Raw genomic sequence first — 19,624 nt, forward strand, 5'->3', positions numbered from 1 at the left:
AAAACAGTTTATACATCATCATAATCAACTACAATTGTCGGTGTTGTAGGATGTGCCTGGCAAGTTAAAATTAACCCTTCTGCCACTTCATTTTCAGTTAAAATATTGTTTTGTCTCATGGTGGCTTTACCTTCTTTTATTCGGGCTAAACAACTAGAGCAAATTCCACCTTGACAAGAATAAGGCGCGTCAATATCTTCATCTAAAGCAGCTTCTAAAATAGATTGCTTTTGAGACATTTCAAAGGTAGCTTCTTCCTCATCAACTATAATAGTAATTTTAGTATTACCACTTGCTATGGTTGTTTCTTCCTCAATTTCCGCAGGTTTTGCAGCTTTGAAAAGTTCAAAATGAATTCGATCTTCTTCAACGCCATGGTCTGTTAACACATGTTTTACTGTTTGAATCATGGCTTCTGGGCCACAAAGGTAAAAAGCATCAATATCAATATGTTTGTATTTGTTTTTTACAATAAGATTGACGGTGCTTTTTTCAATTCTACCATAAATCGCATCTTCTTCCTGAGCTTGACTAAACACGAATTGAATAGAAAACCGGTCTTTATATTGATGTTGTAATTCTAAAAGTTCATTTAAAAACATAGTATCACCAGTGGTTTTGTTGCCATAAACCAGAATGACTTTACTGTGAATCTCTTCCTCTAAAGCGCATTTTATAATGCTAAGCACGGGTGTAATTCCGCTTCCTGCGGCAAAAGCCGCAATATTTTTTGTTTTAGAATCATTAGGTTCAAAAACAAAACGTCCTTTTGGAGGAGCCACCTGAAAAACATCTCCAACCTTTATTTGGTTATTGGCAAATGCTGAAAAAGTACCGTCCTTGACTTCTTTTATGGCTACTTTAAGTTCTCCGCTTTTTGGAGAAGAACATAAAGAATAATCACGTCTTATTTCATGACCGTCAATAGTCGTTTTTAAGGTAATATATTGCCCTGCTTTAAAAGCATAAGTGGCTTTTAAATCTTCTGGAATGTTAAAACTAATACTAATTGATTTACTGGTTTCTCTTGTGATTTCTTTTACTGAAAGGTTATGAAATGAAGACATGCGTTATTTTTTTTACAAAAGTACTAAAGTTGATTTGTAAATTTTAACTTTGTTTGTAACAATTATCATAAAAACCGTACTTATAAAGCGCTATATCAATTATTACAATAACCATTAAATTTTATTCAATGAAAAAAATCTTATTAGTATGTATGCTTATGGTTGTTTTTGCTACGCAAGCTCAAGATAACATAGACTTTAAAAGTGAAACTGTAGAATTCCTGCAAATTACAGGTGCTGGTGCGGCTTTTGAAAATGCGATTGCACAAATAGGAGCGGGTGTTTCTGAAGAAAACAAAGAAGCTTACACTCAAGAAGCTAACGGAACGTTAATTGGATTGTATGATAAGATGGCTGATTTATATATGGCAGAATTTTCTCAAGATGAAATAAGAGAGCTTATAGCATTTTACAATACAGATTTAGGGAAAAAACTAGCCGAAAAGCAATTGGGATTAACTCAAAAAGCAATGTCATTCGGTCAGTCTTGGGGTATGGAAGTGTCCGCTATTGCTCAAAAATATAATTAACAAACTCTATGATATTTAAGTTTTTAGGTTTAGAGTGGAAATCGTTTGTTAGGTCTGCAAGCTTTGGTAAAGGGCTAGCATTAAAAATTTTAATGGGCTTTTTGGCACTTTATTTTTTGGTCATTTTTTTAATATTAGGCGTTGCCTTATACCCAGGATTAAAAAAGATGTTTCCTCAAGAAGACCCATTAAATATTGTAAATAATATTTTGTTTTATTGGATATTGGCTGACTTGGTTTTCAGGTTCTTTTTTCAAAAGTTACCAGTCATGTTAGCTAAGCCTTTGCTCACACTTCCCATTAAAACAAGTAAGATTGTTAATTATGTATTAGGGAAGTCTGCAACATCTTTTTTTAATATACTACCTCTTTTTGCTATTATACCGTTTGGATTGACCCTGATTATTGAGGGCTATCCCATAATATCGGTAATTACATGGATGCTGTCTTTAGTATTAGTAACGCTCATTGTTAATTTTTTAAACTTTATTATTGAGAGCTACTCCTCTGAAACGGAATTATCTTTTCTTCCTATTATTCTTATTGTTGGCGGATTGTTTGCTTTAAACCATTTTGAAATCATTTCTTTTGATCAACTCATTGGACAAGGTTTTAAAAGTATTTACAATACACCAGGATTAATAGTTGTATTAGTCTTTATACTTGCCGTATTATATATAGTTAATGCTCGGATTTTAAGAAACAAATTATTTTTAGACAGTTCTTTAAAAACAAAAGTTAAAGAAGTTAATGCCTCCAATTTAGAATGGACTCGAAATTTTGGAGACATTGCCCCTTTTATGCAATTAGATCTAAAATTGATTTGGCGTAATAAACGCTCAAAGTCATCTGTTTGGATACTTGTCATTGGATTACTTTATGGTTTGTTTTTTTATCCACAACCCATGTATCAAGAAATGCCATGGTTTTTTGCCTTCATTGGTATTTTTGTAACAGGTATCTTCCTAATAAATTTTGGGCAGTTTATTCCTGCATGGGACAGCGGATATTATAAACTGCTAATGAGCCAGAACATAAAGTATGAGCAATATTTGAAGTCAAAATATACGCTCATGGCATTAAGTGTTATTATTTTGTTCGTTCTAAGTATTCCCTATGTTTACTTTGGGTGGAAAATTTTGTTAGCTCATTTCGCAGCGGCCATTTATAACTTGGGCGTAAACACTCATGTTATTTTACTAGGAGGCTCATTCAATAGAAAAAAAATCGATTTAAATCAAAGGGCGGCATTTAATTATCAAGGAACTGGTGCTGTACAATGGCTTATTGGTATTCCGCTGATGTTACTGCCACTGGGGATTTTTGGTTTGAGTTATTTTTTAGCAGGCTTTGAAATAGGATGTCTTGTGTTGGCCCTTTTAGGAATCATAGGTATTGTGTTTCACCAAAAGTTAATGACTTTTATTACGGCGCGATATGTAAAGTCCAAGTATAAAATGATTGACGCGTTTAGTCAAGACAATTAATATCTTAAATTATGATAACAACATCAAATCTTTCAAAAAAATACAGCGGCAATGTCGTTTTGAATATAGAGACATTAGAAATTCCTAAAGGACAAAGTTTTGGTTTAGTAGGTAATAATGGTGCCGGGAAAACCACCTATTTTAGCTTGCTTTTAGATTTAATTAGACCTTCATCAGGAAGTATTACTAACAATGAAATATTCGTTCATGAAAGTGAAGAATGGAAACCGTTTACCTCCTCTTTTATTGATGAAAGTTTTTTAATTGGCTATTTAACGGCTGAGGAATATTTTTATTTTATTGGCGAGTTGCGCGGTCAAAATAAGGCTGATATAGATACCTATGTAAATCAATTTGAAGATTTTTTTCATGGCGAAATTTTAAAGCAAAAAAAATATTTAAGAGATTTAAGTAAAGGAAACCAAAAGAAGGTAGGAATTGTAGCCGCATTGATTGGCAATCCTGAGGTCATTATCTTAGATGAACCCTTTGCTAATTTAGACCCAACAACACAAATCAGATTAAAACAAATCATTAAAGATTTAGCGGAATCAAAAGGAGTAACGGTACTAATTTCTAGCCATGATTTAATGCATGTCACAGATGTATGTGAGCGTATTGTGGTGCTTGAAAAAGGGGAGATTGTAAAAGACCTTGAAACCAATGCCGCAACCTTAAAAGAGTTAGAAGCACATTTTGCTAATTAACACATCATCCAAAAGTCGTTTCATTTCATACGTTAATCAAAAAAGATGCTTATTTTTACCTTCTTGCATAATATAAGCAGGAGTTTATAGTTATTTATTAGACCAAACAGACAGGTATTGAAAACATCTTTAAAATTCATACTAGTTGTAATATTAAGTTCAATTTTTGTAACCAGTTGTTCGCGAAAAAAGGACAGTTTTATGAGCCGCAATTATCATGCAGTTTCGGCAGAATACAATGCGCTATACAACGGGTATTTGGCTTTGGAAGAAGGCAGGCAATCACTAAATTATGCCTATAATGATAACTATTGGGATATTTTGCCCATAGAGCGGATGCAAATTTTAGATGAGATTATTCTTCCCGGCCAATCAAAAAACGAAAATTTTAATAGAGCTGAAGAAAAGGCGGTTAAGGCCATTCAAAAGCACAGCATGAACATTCAGGGGAAAGAAGAAAACCCACAGATGGATGAAGCGTATTTGCTTTTGGGAAAAGCTAGGTATTTTGACCAACGCTTTGTGCCTGCGCTTGAAGCCTTTAACTATATACTTTATAAATATCCGGCAAGTGATAAGATCAATCAGGCTAAAATATGGAGAGAAAAAACTAATATCCGTTTAGATAATGATGAACTAGCCATAAAAAACTTAAAACGGCTTTTAGAGAGAGAAAAATTAAGTGATCAAGATTTAGCTGATGCTACTTCTATGTTAGCGCAGGCATATTTGAATACAAAGTCTGTTGACAGTGCCATTACTCAATTAGAAATTGCTTCAAATTTTACTAAAAGCAATGATGAACGTGGTAGATATAGATTTATTCAAGGTCAGTTATACAATACATTAGGATATAAAGATAGCGCGAATATTGCTTTTGATAAGGTTATTGAACTTAATAGGAAAACACCTCGTATTTATTTAATTAGTGCCCAACTTGAAAAAATAAAAAATTTCGATTACGAAAACGGCGACAAATTAGCTTGTTTAGAACTGTTAACCAAACTTGAAGAAGATAGAGAAAACAGACCGTTTCTTGACAAAATTTATCATCAAATAGGTGAATATCATTTAATTAATAAATCAGAGTATTTGGCAATTTCTTATTATAATAAATCCTTAAGAACAAATTCAAGGGATAAGGAATTAAGAGCGAAAAACTACCAGATATTGGGTGATATGAGCTTTGATTATTCTGAATATAAGGAAGCTGGAGCCTATTACGATAGTACTATGAGCAACTTGGTGCTTAATTCTAAACCCTATCGTCTTATAAAACGCAAAAGAGACAATTTAGAAGATGTTATCTATTATGAGGATGTTGCCCAGGTTAATGATAGTATTTTAAGACTAGTAAATTTACCAGAGCTGGAAAGGATTGCGTTTTTTGAAACCTTAATTGAAAAATTAAAAACTAAGGCTGAAGAAGAAAAGCAAAAACAAGAAATTGCACAAAGAAATAATGGTTTAGTTACCGTTAATAATAATATTGGTGGTTTAAACCCAAACGCCCCAAGAGGTGGCTTGCCTAATCAGTCAAGTTTATTTTATTTTTATAACCCAACAACGGTGGGATATGGGAAAAATGAATTTGTGAAAATTTGGGGAAACAGATCGTTGGAAGATGACTGGAGATGGTCTAGTAAAGGAATATCAAACTCCAAGAACCCTGTTTTAAACAATGAAGTATTTGTGAATGCTACAGCAGATGAATTGTACGACCCACAATTTTATATTTCTAAGATACCAACAGAAACAAAAGAGATTGATAGTTTAGCGAAAGACCGAAACTTTGCTTATTATCAGTTAGGCTTGATTTATAAAGAAAAATTTAAAGAATACAACTTAGCAAAAAGTAAGTTTGAAACAGTATTAAAAAATAATCCTGAAGAGCGATTAATATTACCTTCAAAATATAACTTATTTAAAATTTATGAACTTTTAGGACAAACTGGTGAGGCTGTAATAGCGAAGAACGACATTATTTCAAACTATCCGGATTCTCGATATGCAATTATTTTAAGCAATCCGGAATTAGCAGATTTAAAAGATGAAAATAGCCCGGAAAGTGTTTATGAAAGCCTCTATGAACAGCATGAAAATCAAGAATATGCAGAGGTGATATTAAAATGCGAAAATTATATTAATGTTTTTGATGGAGAACCAATTGTGCCAAAACTGGAATTATTAAAGGCAACAGCAATAGGTCGCTTATATGGTTATGAACCATACGGCAAGGCCATCAATTATGTTGCGATAACTTTTGCTAATACCCCAGAGGGACAACAAGCACAACAGATAGAAACGAACCTTTTACCAAGAATACAAAGCAAGGAATTTATTTTGGACAGTCTTGCCAATAATTACAAAGTGGTTTTTCAATTTGATAAAGCTGAATTGTCAGAAATCAAAGTTTTTCAAGACACTTTAGGTAAAGTATTAAAAAATATTAAGTATTATGATTTATCTACATCTATTGATGTTTATGATCCAAATATAAGTTTTGTAATAGTGCATGGTTTAAAAAACAAAGTAGTTGCAAAATCCTTTGACCAACTATTATCTAAAGAAGACAAAAAGAAAATTAAAAAACCATATTTTGTCATTTCTTCACCCAATTATCAAATAATTCAAATTCATAAAAATTTAGACGCGTATTTAAATAACGATAATAATTAAATTAAGAGCATTATGTTTTCTGATAACAAAAAAAATAAACACATGGAAGAAAATTCATCAAGCCAAAATATTATTGCCCAAGGCACCAAAATTACTGGAGATTTTAATAGTGAAGGAGATTTTAGAATTGATGGTACTATTGAAGGAAATATAATTACTTCAGGAAAAGTAGTGGTCGGTAAATCTGGTTTTATAAAAGGAACCTTACAAGGTACTGAAGCACATTTTGAAGGGAAGTTCTCAGGAAAACTTACTTTATCAGGTGTTTTAACCCTTAAGTCAACGGCTCATATAGAAGGTGAAGTAATCGTTGGTAAATTATCGGTAGAACCTGGAGCAACATTCAACGTGACCTGTATCATGAAAGGTACAGTTAAAGAAATGAATAAAGGTGGACAACAACGAGAACAAGAAACCGGAAAAACCGCTTAAAAATGTCGCTGTTCTTTCTGGAATTGCTATTCAAATGGGTGTTACCATCTATTTATCTGTGATTTTAGGAAAATGGCTGGACACTAAATTTAATAATGATGGTAAGCTGTTTGTCATTATAATGACGCTATTAGGTGTAGCTATTTCACTGTATGCTGTTATTAAGCAAGTTAATAGAATAAAGTATTAATGCGAAACCCATTTATAGATTTCACCATTAAAGCAACAATTCTATTAGGAATTGTTTTTTTTATTCATTTAGGAGTTTTAAGAACATGGAACTTTCCTGTATTTGATGATAGAATAGTGTTGTGTTACGCAGTCAATTTTGCTCTAATAATAATTGTTTTTGGATCGCTTTATCTTTTAAAAGAGAAATATAAATCTCAATTAGGATTTCTGTTTTTAGCTGGCAGTTTTTTAAAATTTACTGTATTTTTTATCGTTTTTTATCCATTTTTTAAAATGGACAACCATATTTCAAAATTGGAATTTGCAGCCTTTTTTGTACCCTATAGTATCGGATTAATTTTAGAAACATTTAGCCTTAGCAAATGGCTAAATAAATTAGATTAATAAAGGAGAAAAAGGGCTTTATTTGTGTTAATGAAATAAAATATAAAATTGTTTTTGTTTTTGAGATAAAAACATACCTTTGCAGCGATTTTTAAGCCACTATTATTAAGAGTGATATGCATATAAAAGTAACTTTAAAACCAATTACATTATTATTGTTTTTCATATCCTTGATGTCATTTGGGCAAGAGGGGCATACTGCAGCGCCGTCAAATCAAGAACCTGCGGTTGATAAGAAAACAGAAATAAAAGAATATATTCAACACCACTTACTTGATTCTTATGATTTCGGATTGTATTCATGGGAAACGAATGAAGGAGAACACAAATATTTTGGGTTTCCATTGCCAGTGATTTTATGGGATAATGGGTTAAAAGTATTTTTATCCTCTAAATTTCACCATGGCGAATCAGTGGCAGAGGTTGGTGGGAACTATTATCGAGTACACCATTCTAAAATATACAAAGTAGATGGGCCAGATGGCGAAATTATTGAAGATGAGCATCATCATGCAATAAATGAAAAACCCTTAGACTTTTCTATAACCAAGAATGTAACCATGATTTTTATGGTTTTCGCTATCTTATTTTTTATGTTTAGCAGAATGGCTAAATCGTATAAAGGTAATAAGGGAATGCCAAAAGGAATGGGTCGGTTATTAGAGCCTATCGTTCTTTATGTTCGCGATGAAATTGCTGTTCCAAATATTGGAGAAAAGCATTATAAAAGATACATGAGTTATTTGTTAACCGTATTTTTCTTTGTCTGGATTGTGAACCTTTTTGGATTAACTCCTATTGGAATGAACTTGACAAATAATATTGCTGTAACCTTTTGTTTGGCAATCATCACTTATTTAATCACTACTTTTTCAGGAAACAAAAATTACTGGAAGCATATTTTTTGGATGCCAGGTGTGCCTGTGCCAATGAAAATAATATTAGCACCTATTGAATTGTTAGGGACGTTTATTAAACCGTTTGCACTGATGATTCGTTTGTATGCTAACATTACAGCAGGACATATAGTCTTAATGAGTATCATAGGAATGATGTTTGTTTTTAATAATTGGCTGGGTAGTTCATTATCATTTTTATTAGCGTTTGTGTTAGGGATTTTAGAATTGTTGGTTGCTGCATTACAAGCGTATATTTTTACCGTGCTTTCAGCACTTTACTTCGGTATGGCTGTTGAAGAACATCATCATGATGAAGCACATTAATAAATTGAATGTTTAATTTTTAATATATATATTTTATGGAGATTCCAGCTATCGTAGGCGCAGGTTTAGTAGTAATTGGAGCAGGTATTGGTATTGGTAGAATCGGTGGTTCTGCTATGGATGCAATCGCTCGTCAACCTGAAGCTACAGGTAAAATTCAAACTGCTATGCTTATTGCAGCAGCGTTGATTGAAGGTATTGGATTTGCTGCTTTATTCGCAGTTTAAGACAAATAAAGAAGTTGCTATAACGGTTGGTTATAGCGCTTCTTTTTAATTAAACAGAAAAGTTGATTTATAAAAATAAAATATTATGGAAGAATTATTTGGAGGGTTTTCTTTAGGATTGTTTTTTTGGCAAACGATACTTTTTTTAGCACTGGTATTTTTGCTTAAAAAATTTGCTTGGAAACCAATTTTAGATTCAGTTAATGAAAGAGAAGAAGGAATAAAAAACGCATTGGATTCTGCTGAAAAAGCAAAATTAGAAATGGAAAACCTTCACGCAGACAATCAAAAATTGTTAAAAGAAGCCAGAACGGAACGCGAAACGATGTTGAAAGACGCACGTGATATTAAAAATAAAATGATTGAAGACGCTAAAGGTGAAGCTAAAGAAGCTGCCGGAAAGCTAATTGAACAAGCACAGGCTTCTATTGAATCAGAAAAGAAAGCGGCCATCGCTGAATTAAAAGCTCAAGTAGCCAGTTTATCAATTGAAATCGCTGAAAAAGTGGTTCGTGCCGAATTATCTAATAAAGACAAACAAGAAAAGTTGGTTGAGTCTATGTTGGCTGACGCAAAATTAAATTAGTTATAAATGGCAGGAGCAAGAGCAGCGATACGTTACGCAAAGGCGATTTTAAGTTTAGCAACTGATCAAAAGAAGGCAGATGCGGTTAATAACGACATGAAGTTAATGGCGAATACCATTGCAGATAATATTGAGCTAGCCAACATGCTTAACAGTGCTGTTATTAAATCTGAAGAAAAAAAGGCCGTGTTACTGGCCATATTTCCTGAGTTAAATCACATAAGCGCTAGTTTGTTTGATGTGTTAATTACAAACAAAAGAGTTGATATTTTAAATAATATTGCTTTACAATACAGCATTTTGTTTGATGAATTAAATGGTAAAGAACTTGCTTCAGTTACTACCGCAGTTCCCATGACTAAAGATTTGGAATCAAAAGTATTAAAGAAGGTAAAAGAATTAACCAATAAAGAAGTTACTCTTGAAAATATAGTAGATGAAAGTATTTTAGGAGGTTTCATCTTAAGGGTTGGAGACAAGCAATACAATGCGAGCATTTCCAATAAATTAAACAAATTAAAAAAAGAATTTACATTAAACTAAATATAAGATGGCAGAAGTAAAACCAGCTGAAGTATCAGCGATCTTAAAAAAGCAACTTGCAGGATTTGATGCCTCAGCATCATTGGATGAAGTGGGAACAGTATTAACTGTTGGTGATGGTATTGTACGTGCTTATGGACTTTCAAATGTTCAATATGGAGAATTAGTTGAGTTTGAAGGTGGTTTAGAAGGAATTGTTCTAAACCTGGAAGAAGATAATGTTGGTATTGTATTATTAGGCGCTTCAGTAGGAGTAAAAGAAGGGTCAATTGTGAAACGCACAACCAGAATTGCTTCTATAAATGTTGGAGAAGGAATTGTTGGACGTGTTGTAGACACTTTAGGAACTCCTATTGATGGGAAAGGTCCAATCGCTGGTAAAACGTATGAAATGCCTTTGGAGCGTAAAGCGCCGGGAGTTATTTTCCGTGAACCAGTAACGGAGCCATTACAAACAGGGATTAAATCTATTGACGCCATGATTCCTATCGGTCGCGGACAAAGAGAGCTGGTAATTGGTGACCGTCAAACTGGTAAAACAGCGGTTTGTATTGATACCATCTTGAATCAAAAAGAATTTTATGATGCAGGTCAGCCTGTGTATTGTATCTATGTTGCTATTGGGCAAAAAGCTTCGAACGTTGCTTTGATTGCTAAAACTTTAGAAGATAAAGGCGCTTTAGCCTACACAACTATTGTTGCCGCAAATGCATCAGATCCCGCTCCAATGCAAGTATATGCGCCATTTGCTGGTGCAGCCATTGGAGAATATTTTAGAGATTCTGGTCGTCCGGCTTTAATTATTTATGATGATTTGTCAAAACAAGCGGTAGCCTATCGTGAGGTGTCTTTATTATTACGTCGTCCACCAGGACGTGAGGCGTATCCTGGAGACGTTTTCTACTTACATTCACGTTTATTAGAGCGTTCTGCAAAAATTATCAATAATGATGCGATTGCTAAAAACATGAATGACTTACCTGATTCTTTAAAACCTTTAGTTAAAGGAGGCGGGTCATTAACAGCATTACCAATTATTGAAACACAAGCAGGAGACGTATCAGCATATATTCCAACCAATGTAATTTCAATTACAGATGGACAGATTTTCTTAGATGGTGATTTGTTTAACTCAGGGGTTCGTCCAGCAATTAACGTAGGTATTTCTGTATCTCGTGTTGGGGGTAACGCTCAGATTAAATCAATGAAAAAAGTAGCGGGAACATTAAAATTAGACCAGGCACAATATCGCGAATTAGAAGCGTTTGCTAAGTTTGGTTCAGATCTAGATGCAGTTACTTTAAATGTTATTGAAAAAGGAAAGCGTAATGTGGAGATTTTAAAACAAGCTCAAAACGATCCTTTTAAGGTGGAAGATCAAATTGCAATTATTTATGCAGGATCTAGAAACTTATTAAGAGATGTACCTGTTGAAAAAATAAAAGAATTTCAAACGGATTATTTAGAGTTTTTAAGAGCAAAACATAGTAATGTTTTAGCTGATTTAAAAGCTGGTAAATTAACAGATGAAGTTACTGACACATTAACCGCAGTAGCAAAAGATTTATCAAGTAAATATAAAGCATAATTAGATTTTAGTATTGAGTAGTGAGTTAATCAATTCACTACTGAATACTCAATACTAACAACTAAAATATGGCAAACTTAAAAGAAATACGTAACAGAATAACATCGGTATCTTCTACTATGCAGATTACCAGTGCCATGAAAATGGTATCTGCTGCAAAATTGAAGAAGGCACAGGATGCTATTACAGCTATGCGTCCTTATGCAGATAAGTTAACAGAACTTTTACAAGGTTTAAGCGCAACTTTAGATGCAGATACTGGAAGCAAATTTTCAACACAACGTGAAGTTAAGAATGTTTTGATTGTTCCCATAACGTCAAACAGAGGGTTATGTGGTGCTTTTAATTCAAATATTATCAAACAAACACAACAGTTAATCAGTAATGATTATGCCGGTAAAAAAGTATCGATTTTTGCAATTGGTAAGAAAGGGAATGATGCTTTTGCTAAGAAAAAAATAGTGGTGTCAAATGAGAGTAAGGTTTTTGATGATTTAACCTTTGAAAATGTGGCTGATATTGCACAAGTATTAATGCATAAATTTGTTTCTGGCGAGTATGACAAAATAGTAATTGTGTATAACAAATTTAAAAACGCGGCGACTCAAGAAGTAATGACAGAGCAATTTTTACCGATTGTGCCAGCTCAACAAGTTGCTAATGCTAATCTAGACTATATTTTTGAACCTTCAAAAGTAGAAATTGTTGAACAATTAATTCCAAAGTCATTAAAAACACAATTGTATAAAGGAATTAGAGATTCTTTTGCAAGTGAGCATGGTGCACGCATGACTGCTATGCACAAGGCGACAGATAATGCTACTGAGCTAAGAGATCAGCTTAAATTAACTTATAACAAAGCAAGACAAGCCGCAATTACTAACGAAATTCTTGAAATTGTTGGAGGGGCAGAAGCTTTAAATAATTAAACCTAATTTAAATCAACAGCTTTTATAAAATTCAAAACCCTCGCAAATAGTGGGGGTTTTTTTATGGCATTACTTTTGAAATGGTATCTTTATATGATCAATAAAACAACATGAAATTTTTTAAAAAGGCATTTAACTTTATATCACTATGTTTTATGGTATTTCTTGTGTCACAATGCAGCAGCGCCCAAATACTGCAAAAAGGCGCTCCTTTACAATTAGGAGAATGTTACTATCAGAGCTGGATAGCTGGGATTGAAGGCGGTGGTTCAGGAATCGATATCTACATTCCTATTATTTCAAACGTGAATAAAATTGAATTAGACAGCATTTATTTTCAAGGGAAAGTCGTTAAACTTGAATTTAAAAATGAATTATTAGCTATTGGCAGGTTTATAACTGATTTAAATCAAAAAAAGGATCTTATTATGAGTAATGAGCCTTTTGCCGAATATGGAAATAAAGTCAATCAAACGATGTTGAAGCAATGGCCCACTTTAAAGGATAGTCAATGTGTTATTTCCTATAAAGAAGGATCTAAAACCAAGTATTTCATGATTGATAATCTTTCAAAGAAACCATTACTAGCATATCCAAGTGCGCCTCGTAATAAGGAATAATGTATTTTTGGTTTAGAATCGCTAAAAACGTATTTTTAGCCATATAAAAATGAACTGTTGGGCGTACTCAAAACATTATTTAAGCAAACATTTATTTATGGTTTAGCAACTGTTTTACCCAGAATGTTAAGCTTTATTTTAGTGCCGCTTTATACTACAAAAGGGGTGTTATCTTCAGTAGCTGAATATGGGCAAGTATCTGTTATTTTTTCTTATTTTGTGCTTTTTAATGTGGTATTGGCTTATGGAATGGAAACTGCTTTTTTCCGTTTTTTTAATAAAGAAAATGAAAAAAATCAAGTTATTGGAACCTCTACTATTTCTTTAATAATTTCATCTTTTGGGTTTTTTATATTAGCATTAATATTTCAAAATCAGATAGCAACCATTATAGATATTGATGTTAAATATATCAATTTAGTGATATGGATATTGCTTTTAGATGCGCTAACAATTATTCCATTCGCTTGGTTAAGGGCTACTCAAAGACCCATGCGTTACGCATTTATAAAAATTTTAAATGTTATCATTAATTTAGGATTTAATTTATTCTTCTTATTAATATTGAAGAACTTATCTTCAGAGGGGGCCTTTTTTGAAAGCATTTATAAGCCGAATTTTGAAATCAGTTATATTTTTATTGCCAATCTAATAGCAAGTGGTATTACTTTGCTCATAGTGGTTCCTTTCTATGTTAAAACAAAATATGTTTTTAATAAAGAGCTATGGAAATCAATGATACGATATGCTTTTCCTGTGTTAGTAGCTGGTGTGGCTTTTTCAATCAATGAGACTTTTGATAGAATTCTTCTTAAGGAGTTATTGCCTCCAAACATTGCCGACACAGATATTGGAATGTATTCTGCATGTTATAAAATTGCTTTATTCATGACTTTGTTTGCAACGGCCTATAGATTGGGTATTGAACCATTCTTTTTTAGTCACGCTAAAAGTGAAAACCCTCAAAAGAATTATGCGACTATTTTAGAATTTTTTGTTGCTTTTGGATCCATTATTTTATTATCTGTAGTTGTTTTTGCAGATATCTTAAAACCATATATAGTAAGAAGTGAAGCTTATTGGGAAGCTATGTGGGTAGTACCAATAATTTTAATTGCAAATTTCTGTTTAGGTATTTATCACAACCTTTCGGTATGGTATAAGATTACAGATAAAACAAAATTTGGAGCTTATATTTCTATTGTTGGTGCGGTAGTCACTCTAGTGTTGAATATTCTGTTTATAAAGGAATTTAGCTATAAAGCATCCGCCGTTGCTACCTTAGTGGCGTATAGCATTATGATGATTTTATCTTATTATTTTGGACGCAAATATTATCCTATACCGTATAACCTTAAAAAAATAGGACTTTATTTAATTCTATCTATTGGATTTTCTCTCTTGTCGTTTTATAAATTTAGAGAAGAATATATCATCGGGATACCAATGTTAATCGTATTTTTGACAATCATTTTTATTTCAGAAAAAAACCAATTAAAGCAATTATTAAAAAAATAAAATGCAAATTAAAATAATCAATAAATCATCCCATGATTTGCCAAGTTATGAAACCATTGCTTCGGCAGGTATGGATTTAAGAGCCCATATTTCAGAAACAATTATTTTAAAACCTTTAGAAAGAGCCATTGTGAAAACAGGATTGTTTATTGAACTTCCAATAGGATATGAAGCACAGGTGCGGCCTAGAAGTGGCCTTGCGGCAAAAAAAGGAATTACAGTACTAAACACCCCAGGCACGGTTGATGCTGATTATAGAGGCGAAATTGGCGTTATTTTAGTGAATCTTTCAAATGAAGATTTCGCTGTAGAAAATGGTGAACGCATTGCTCAATTAGTGATTGCTAAACATGAACGGGCTGAATGGAAACAAGTAGATGAACTTTCTGAAACCTCCAGAGGTCAAGGAGGTTTTGGCAGTACTGGGACAAAGTAGATTTAGCAAAAAATAGTAAAAAAAGAAAAAGGATCATATGAAAATAATAGTACCTATGGCGGGAAGAGGTTCTCGTTTAAGACCACATAGTTTAACAGTACCTAAACCATTAATTCCAGTTGCTGGACAACCTATAGTTCACAGATTGGTAAAGGATATAGCCAAGGTTTTAAAACAACCAATTGATGAAATTGCCTTTGTCCTTGGAGATCCGGCATTTTTTGGAGAGGATGTGGTTGATAGTTTAAAAGCCTTAGCTAATAGTTTAGGGGCTAAAGCATCTATTTATAGACAAGACCAGCCGTTAGGAACCGGTCACGCTATTATGTGCGCTAAGGAATCATTGTCTGGACCAGCTGTCATTGCGTATGCAGACACGCTTATTAGAGCAAATTTTAGCTTAGATCCGGAAGCTGATGCTGTTATATGGGTAAAGCAAGTTGATAAGCCAGAAGCCTTTGGAGTAGTTAAATTGAATTCAAAACAGGAAATTGTTGAGCTGGTTGAAAAACCAAAAGAGTTTGTAAGTGATTTAGCGGTTATTGGCATATACTACTTCAAAGAAGTGGGCGTTTTAAAACAACAGTTACAGCACGTTCTGGATAATAACATAGTGAATGGCGGTGAGTATCAAATTAATGATGGTATTAAGGGGATGATGGCAACCGGGAAAGTTTTTAAAACCGGTCAGGTTGATGAGTGGATGGATTGTGGTAACAAAGCCGTTACGGTTGAAACCAATACCAGAATGCTAGGTTTCTTAAAATCTGATGGAGAAGAACAGATGATTGCAGCATCTGCTAAAATCAACAATTCTAATATCATTGAACCCTGTTTCATTGGAGAAAATGTAATTTTAAATAATGCCACCATCGGACCAAATGTTTCAATTGGTGATAAGTGTATTATAGAAAATGCCACCATTAAAAACAGTTTAATACAAACGAATACAACAATCAAAAATGCCCATTTAGATGATGCTATGATAGGTAATTATGTGTCTTATGATGGTAATTTTAAAGCAGTAAGTCTTGGGGATTATTCAGTATTGGAATAAGATTTGATGAGACTCTTGTTATAGAATAAAACAATTAAAATTGAAATATAAAATCTACATATTATTTGTTTTTTTGGGTGTCCTATTGGTTCCACAATATCAATTTGGACAGGTAGATTTTAATAAAAATCCTGATGATGATTTAGGCGATTTAGAGGATCAATTTCAAGAATTATTTTTTGAAGCTTTAAAGCAAAAAGGTATTGAAAATTATGACCGCTCTGTTGAAGCGCTTATAAAATGTATTGCGATAGATAATTCTCAATCTGTTTTATATTTTGAATTAGGGAAAAATTACATTCAGCTTAAAAATTTTGGGGCTGCTGAAGAGGCTTTAAAAACGGCGGTAGATAAGCAGCAAGATAATGAATGGTATTTAGAGGCACTTTATAGTTTATATGTTCAGCAAAATGAGCAAGATAAAGCCATTAAAACCCTAAAACAACTTGTAGGGTATCATCCTGATTACAAAGAGGAGTTAGTTGCCTTGTATATTTCTACTAAAAAGTATGATGATGCTTTAAAGGTATTGGATGAACTTGATGAAAAATTAGGCATTTCTGGCACAAGAGATTATATGCGAAATCAAATTTATGCTGCAACAGGACGGAAAAAGGATCAGATAAAAAATTTAGAAAAACGCGTGGATGATAATCCGGATAAAGAAGCTAATTATTTAGCGCTTATTTATCGTTATAGTGAGAACAATGAAAATGAAAAGGCTTTTGAAACAGCAAAAGAACTGCTTAAAGTCAATCCTACTTCTCAATTGGTACACCTGGCGCTTTATAAGTTTTATTTAGAAAAGAATGAACCCGAAAAAGCAATAGAATCTATGAAGATTGTTATTCAAAGCAGTCAAATAAAACCAGAGGCAAAACTCAAGGTGCTTTCAGATTTTGTGGCTTTTGTCGGTAAAAATCCTCAGTATGAATCTGCTTTAGTTGAGGCTACAACCTTGGCAGGAGATACTAAAACCTCAAAATCATTTGTAGAAATAGCTCAGTATTATTTAACTAAAGGCGACAAGAATAAAGCCTTGGAGTATTTTCAACAAGCTTTATCAATGGAGAGTGATAATTTTGGCGTTTTGCGCAATATTTTGTTATTACACATTGATTTAATGCAGTATGATGAAGCCGCTTCAAAATCTAAAAACGCATTAGAGAAATATCCATCAATGCCTATAATTTATTTAATAAATGGCGTTGCTTTGAATAAACTAAAAAGAGCGGAAGAAGCCGTGTCTATTTTGGAAGCAGGATTAGATTATATTATTGATGACACCAAAATGGAAATTGATTTTTATAACCAATTAAGTGTTGCATATACCTTACTAAACAATGAATCTAAGGCAAAAGCGTTTAGTGATAAAGCAAAAAAGTTAGAAACCACCAAATAGGAACTCTTATATGCACTTTAAAAGCCGCTGTTTAATCGCTATTATATTTATTTCATTAGTTCTTGCCACAGGCTGTAAATCCACCAAAACAATAAGATCTGGTTCTGAAAATTTAAATTTATCAACCAAGCAACTCATTAAGGAGAATACAAAAAAGGCAGCAACATTTAAAACCTTATCAGCTCGCGTAAAAATAGATATATATCAAGGTGAAAAATCCAATGGGTATACCGTTAATATGCGTATTGAAAAGGATGAAAAGATCTTATTAATGTCCACGCCAATATCAGTTGTTAAAGCTTTAATAACCCCGAAAAAAGTGAGTTTTTACAATAAGTTGGATAACACCTATTTTGAAGGAGATTTTAAATATTTAAGCGATTTATTAGGCACTGATTTAGATTTTCAAAAAGTGCAAAATTTGTTACTCGGCGAAGCCCTATTTAGTTTAAAGGATAATGCATTTGAAGCCACTGTGAATGAAAAAGAGTATGTTGTGGCGCCTAAAGAACAAAAAGCGCTATTTGAGTTGTTTTATTTGATAGATCCTTCTCATTTCAAAATAACTTCACAACAAATCTCTCAACCCCTAGAACAAAGACTTCTTCAAATTGATTATAAGTCATATCAGCAAGTTGATAAACAAATTTTACCAGAAAGCATAAAAGTTATTGCTGTTGAAGCTGCTGAAGAAATGATTATTGAGTTGGAATTTAAAGCGGTATCTTTGAATGAAGATTTGCGTTTTCCCTTTAAAATTCCCACAGGACTTAAAGAAATTAAGCTTTAATGAACAGTAGAAATCACATTTTTAAATTGATACTTTGCTTGTTGCTACTTGCAAACGGAATTGGATTTTCTCAAAACAAAAAACAACAGGAACTAGAAGAGAGGAGACAAGAATTAAGGCAAGAAATCAATAAGATTAACCAGTTACAGCAAGAAAATAAATCTAAAGAGAAATCGCAATTATCATTAATAGTTAACTATAATTATAAAATTAGTGTTCTTAATAATCTGATTTCTGTTACCAATCAGCAAGCCAATCTTTTAACAAGAGAAATTAATTCCAATCAAAAGAAAATAACAAAACTGCGTGATGAATTAAAAGCTCTTAAGGAAGATTATGCGGCTATGATTGTGAAATCATATAAAAGTAAAAATCAGCAAAGTAGAATTATGTTCTTATTGTCTTCAGACAATTTCAAACAAGCTTATAAACGCTTGCAATATATGAAGCAATATTCTGATCATCAAAAACAACAAGGTCAGGAGATTAAAACTAAAAGTGAAGAATTACAAAGTATAAATGCCAGCCTTTTGGTACAAAAGGCAGACAAGCAAAAATTGATTAATGAGAATAGAGTTGTTCAAAAGACACTAGAAGAGGAGCGCAAACAGCACCAAGTGCTTATGGCTTCAATTAAGAAAAACATTAATGTTTATGCGGCTCAAATAAAGGCGAAGCAACAAGAAGCGGATAGAATTGATAGAGAAATAGACAGAATAATTAGAGAAGCTATTGTTAAGTCTAATAAAAAGGCAGGAAAATCTGAAACCTCTGTAGGCTTTTCGTTAACTGCAGAAGAAAAAGTATTGGCTTCCAATTTTGTTTCCAATAAAGGTAAATTGCCATGGCCGGTAGAAAAGGGATTCGTCACCCTAGGATATGGGACTCAACCATCACCTATTGATAAATCAGTGTCAATCAGGAGTAATGGGGTACGTATTGCTACAGAAAAAGGCGCTAAAGTTAGAGCTGTTTTTAATGGAGAAGTAAGTAGGATTGTAGTAATAAAGAACTCAAATCCTATTGTTATGATAAGACATGGTAATTTTATTACAGCCTATAAAAACCTTTCGAAAGTATATGTTAAGGAAGGAGATAAAGTAACTACAAAACAAGATATTGGAGAAGTTTTTACAAATTCATCAAATGGAGATACTATTTTAAATTTCATTATTTACGAAAACCTGAACACATTAAATCCAGCAGAGTGGATATATAAAATGTAAG

At 32.8% G+C, this 19,624-nt stretch carries 21 protein-coding genes; 20 read left to right on the forward strand and 1 reads right to left on the reverse strand.

Annotated elements, in window-relative coordinates:
* Nucleotides 1-8: 8 nt before the first annotated feature.
* The gene (locus V8G56_RS01430; protein ID WP_395436669.1) at nucleotides 9-1,067 is read right to left on the reverse strand and encodes a 2Fe-2S iron-sulfur cluster-binding protein; all 1,059 of its coding nucleotides are present in this window, start codon (nucleotides 1,065-1,067) and stop codon (nucleotides 9-11) included.
* Nucleotides 1,068-1,195: 128 nt separating this feature from the next.
* Here V8G56_RS01430 and V8G56_RS01435 point away from each other — a divergent pair, with 128 nt between their 5' ends.
* The 20 genes from V8G56_RS01435 (at nucleotide 1,196) to V8G56_RS01530 (ending at nucleotide 19,623) form a co-directional block, all read left to right on the forward strand.
* Nucleotides 1,196-1,597, forward strand: a complete 402-nt coding sequence (locus V8G56_RS01435) for a DUF2059 domain-containing protein (RefSeq protein WP_395436670.1) — start codon at nucleotides 1,196-1,198, stop codon at nucleotides 1,595-1,597.
* A gap of 8 nt (nucleotides 1,598-1,605) precedes the next feature.
* A complete protein-coding gene (locus V8G56_RS01440; RefSeq protein WP_395436671.1) occupies nucleotides 1,606-3,084 on the forward strand; it encodes a DUF5687 family protein in 1,479 nt (492 codons plus the stop codon).
* An 11-nt stretch (nucleotides 3,085-3,095) separates the two neighbouring features.
* Nucleotides 3,096-3,791 carry an ABC transporter ATP-binding protein gene (locus tag V8G56_RS01445; RefSeq protein WP_395436672.1) on the forward strand — a complete coding sequence of 232 codons (696 nt, stop codon included), beginning with the start codon at nucleotides 3,096-3,098 and terminating at the stop codon, nucleotides 3,789-3,791.
* A 117-nt stretch (nucleotides 3,792-3,908) separates the two neighbouring features.
* Nucleotides 3,909-6,470 carry a type IX secretion system periplasmic lipoprotein PorW/SprE gene (gene porW / locus V8G56_RS01450; RefSeq protein WP_449528515.1) on the forward strand — a complete coding sequence of 854 codons (2,562 nt, stop codon included), beginning with the start codon at nucleotides 3,909-3,911 and terminating at the stop codon, nucleotides 6,468-6,470.
* Nucleotides 6,471-6,482: 12 nt separating this feature from the next.
* Entirely contained in the window at nucleotides 6,483-6,902 is a 420-nt protein-coding gene (locus tag V8G56_RS01455; RefSeq protein WP_395436674.1) for a bactofilin family protein, read from the forward strand.
* Nucleotides 6,862-7,092: an AtpZ/AtpI family protein gene (locus V8G56_RS01460; RefSeq protein ID WP_395436675.1), complete on the forward strand. Its 231-nt coding sequence runs from the start codon at nucleotides 6,862-6,864 to the stop codon at nucleotides 7,090-7,092. Before V8G56_RS01455 ends, V8G56_RS01460 begins: the two co-directional genes overlap by 41 nt.
* A complete protein-coding gene (locus V8G56_RS01465; RefSeq protein WP_395436676.1) occupies nucleotides 7,092-7,478 on the forward strand; it encodes a DUF6168 family protein in 387 nt (128 codons plus the stop codon). The genes V8G56_RS01460 and V8G56_RS01465 overlap by 1 nt, the downstream gene beginning before the upstream one ends.
* A 116-nt stretch (nucleotides 7,479-7,594) precedes the next feature.
* Nucleotides 7,595-8,701, forward strand: coding sequence for a F0F1 ATP synthase subunit A (gene atpB / locus V8G56_RS01470; RefSeq protein WP_395436677.1), 1,107 nt, complete (start codon nucleotides 7,595-7,597; stop codon nucleotides 8,699-8,701).
* Nucleotides 8,702-8,736: 35 nt separating this feature from the next.
* On the forward strand, nucleotides 8,737-8,928 hold the full coding sequence (gene atpE / locus V8G56_RS01475) for an ATP synthase F0 subunit C (RefSeq protein WP_142784445.1): 192 nt from the start codon (nucleotides 8,737-8,739) through the stop codon (nucleotides 8,926-8,928).
* 85 nt (nucleotides 8,929-9,013) lie between these two features.
* A complete protein-coding gene (locus V8G56_RS01480) occupies nucleotides 9,014-9,514 on the forward strand; it encodes a F0F1 ATP synthase subunit B (protein WP_395436679.1) in 501 nt (166 codons plus the stop codon).
* A gap of 6 nt (nucleotides 9,515-9,520) precedes the next feature.
* Nucleotides 9,521-10,057, forward strand: coding sequence for an ATP synthase F1 subunit delta (gene atpH / locus V8G56_RS01485; protein ID WP_395436680.1), 537 nt, complete (start codon nucleotides 9,521-9,523; stop codon nucleotides 10,055-10,057).
* A gap of 7 nt (nucleotides 10,058-10,064) precedes the next feature.
* Entirely contained in the window at nucleotides 10,065-11,645 is a 1,581-nt protein-coding gene (gene atpA, locus V8G56_RS01490) for a F0F1 ATP synthase subunit alpha (RefSeq protein WP_395436681.1), read from the forward strand.
* Nucleotides 11,646-11,713: 68 nt separating this feature from the next.
* Nucleotides 11,714-12,574, forward strand: a complete 861-nt coding sequence (gene atpG / locus V8G56_RS01495; protein ID WP_395436682.1) for an ATP synthase F1 subunit gamma — start codon at nucleotides 11,714-11,716, stop codon at nucleotides 12,572-12,574.
* A 110-nt stretch (nucleotides 12,575-12,684) separates the two neighbouring features.
* Nucleotides 12,685-13,194, forward strand: coding sequence for a hypothetical protein (locus V8G56_RS01500; protein WP_395436683.1), 510 nt, complete (start codon nucleotides 12,685-12,687; stop codon nucleotides 13,192-13,194).
* A 57-nt stretch (nucleotides 13,195-13,251) separates the two neighbouring features.
* Nucleotides 13,252-14,712: an oligosaccharide flippase family protein gene (locus V8G56_RS01505; RefSeq protein WP_395436684.1), complete on the forward strand. Its 1,461-nt coding sequence runs from the start codon at nucleotides 13,252-13,254 to the stop codon at nucleotides 14,710-14,712.
* 1 nt (nucleotide 14,713) lies between these two features.
* A complete protein-coding gene (gene dut / locus V8G56_RS01510; protein ID WP_395436685.1) occupies nucleotides 14,714-15,148 on the forward strand; it encodes a dUTP diphosphatase in 435 nt (144 codons plus the stop codon).
* 37 nt (nucleotides 15,149-15,185) lie between these two features.
* Nucleotides 15,186-16,205, forward strand: coding sequence for a sugar phosphate nucleotidyltransferase (locus tag V8G56_RS01515; RefSeq protein ID WP_395436686.1), 1,020 nt, complete (start codon nucleotides 15,186-15,188; stop codon nucleotides 16,203-16,205).
* A gap of 40 nt (nucleotides 16,206-16,245) precedes the next feature.
* A complete protein-coding gene (locus V8G56_RS01520; protein ID WP_395436688.1) occupies nucleotides 16,246-17,607 on the forward strand; it encodes a tetratricopeptide repeat protein in 1,362 nt (453 codons plus the stop codon).
* A gap of 10 nt (nucleotides 17,608-17,617) precedes the next feature.
* A complete protein-coding gene (locus V8G56_RS01525; RefSeq protein WP_395436689.1) occupies nucleotides 17,618-18,397 on the forward strand; it encodes a DUF4292 domain-containing protein in 780 nt (259 codons plus the stop codon).
* Nucleotides 18,397-19,623 carry a murein hydrolase activator EnvC family protein gene (locus V8G56_RS01530; protein ID WP_395436690.1) on the forward strand — a complete coding sequence of 409 codons (1,227 nt, stop codon included), beginning with the start codon at nucleotides 18,397-18,399 and terminating at the stop codon, nucleotides 19,621-19,623. Before V8G56_RS01525 ends, V8G56_RS01530 begins: the two co-directional genes overlap by 1 nt.
* Nucleotide 19,624: the final 1 nt, after the last annotated feature.

The organism is Gaetbulibacter aquiaggeris, from assembly GCF_044003965.1.
In the GTDB taxonomy this organism is placed as follows: domain Bacteria; phylum Bacteroidota; class Bacteroidia; order Flavobacteriales; family Flavobacteriaceae; genus Yeosuana; species Yeosuana aquiaggeris.

What these genes read in the sequence shown, in the direction of transcription:
- V8G56_RS01430 (WP_395436669.1), bottom strand. Translation starts at nt 1,067, where the DNA reads ATGTCTTCATTTCATAACCTTTCAGTAAAAGAAATCACAAGAGAAACC.
- V8G56_RS01435 (WP_395436670.1), top strand. Translation starts at nt 1,196, where the DNA reads ATGAAAAAAATCTTATTAGTATGTATGCTTATGGTTGTTTTTGCTACG.
- V8G56_RS01440 (WP_395436671.1), top strand. Translation starts at nt 1,606, where the DNA reads ATGATATTTAAGTTTTTAGGTTTAGAGTGGAAATCGTTTGTTAGGTCT.
- V8G56_RS01445 (WP_395436672.1), top strand. Translation starts at nt 3,096, where the DNA reads ATGATAACAACATCAAATCTTTCAAAAAAATACAGCGGCAATGTCGTT.
- V8G56_RS01455 (WP_395436674.1), top strand. Translation starts at nt 6,483, where the DNA reads ATGTTTTCTGATAACAAAAAAAATAAACACATGGAAGAAAATTCATCA.
- V8G56_RS01465 (WP_395436676.1), top strand. Translation starts at nt 7,092, where the DNA reads ATGCGAAACCCATTTATAGATTTCACCATTAAAGCAACAATTCTATTA.
- atpB (WP_395436677.1), top strand. Translation starts at nt 7,595, where the DNA reads ATGCATATAAAAGTAACTTTAAAACCAATTACATTATTATTGTTTTTC.
- atpE (WP_142784445.1), top strand. Translation starts at nt 8,737, where the DNA reads ATGGAGATTCCAGCTATCGTAGGCGCAGGTTTAGTAGTAATTGGAGCA.
- V8G56_RS01480 (WP_395436679.1), top strand. Translation starts at nt 9,014, where the DNA reads ATGGAAGAATTATTTGGAGGGTTTTCTTTAGGATTGTTTTTTTGGCAA.
- atpH (WP_395436680.1), top strand. Translation starts at nt 9,521, where the DNA reads ATGGCAGGAGCAAGAGCAGCGATACGTTACGCAAAGGCGATTTTAAGT.
- atpA (WP_395436681.1), top strand. Translation starts at nt 10,065, where the DNA reads ATGGCAGAAGTAAAACCAGCTGAAGTATCAGCGATCTTAAAAAAGCAA.
- atpG (WP_395436682.1), top strand. Translation starts at nt 11,714, where the DNA reads ATGGCAAACTTAAAAGAAATACGTAACAGAATAACATCGGTATCTTCT.
- V8G56_RS01500 (WP_395436683.1), top strand. Translation starts at nt 12,685, where the DNA reads ATGAAATTTTTTAAAAAGGCATTTAACTTTATATCACTATGTTTTATG.
- dut (WP_395436685.1), top strand. Translation starts at nt 14,714, where the DNA reads ATGCAAATTAAAATAATCAATAAATCATCCCATGATTTGCCAAGTTAT.
- V8G56_RS01515 (WP_395436686.1), top strand. Translation starts at nt 15,186, where the DNA reads ATGAAAATAATAGTACCTATGGCGGGAAGAGGTTCTCGTTTAAGACCA.
- V8G56_RS01525 (WP_395436689.1), top strand. Translation starts at nt 17,618, where the DNA reads ATGCACTTTAAAAGCCGCTGTTTAATCGCTATTATATTTATTTCATTA.
- V8G56_RS01530 (WP_395436690.1), top strand. Translation starts at nt 18,397, where the DNA reads ATGAACAGTAGAAATCACATTTTTAAATTGATACTTTGCTTGTTGCTA.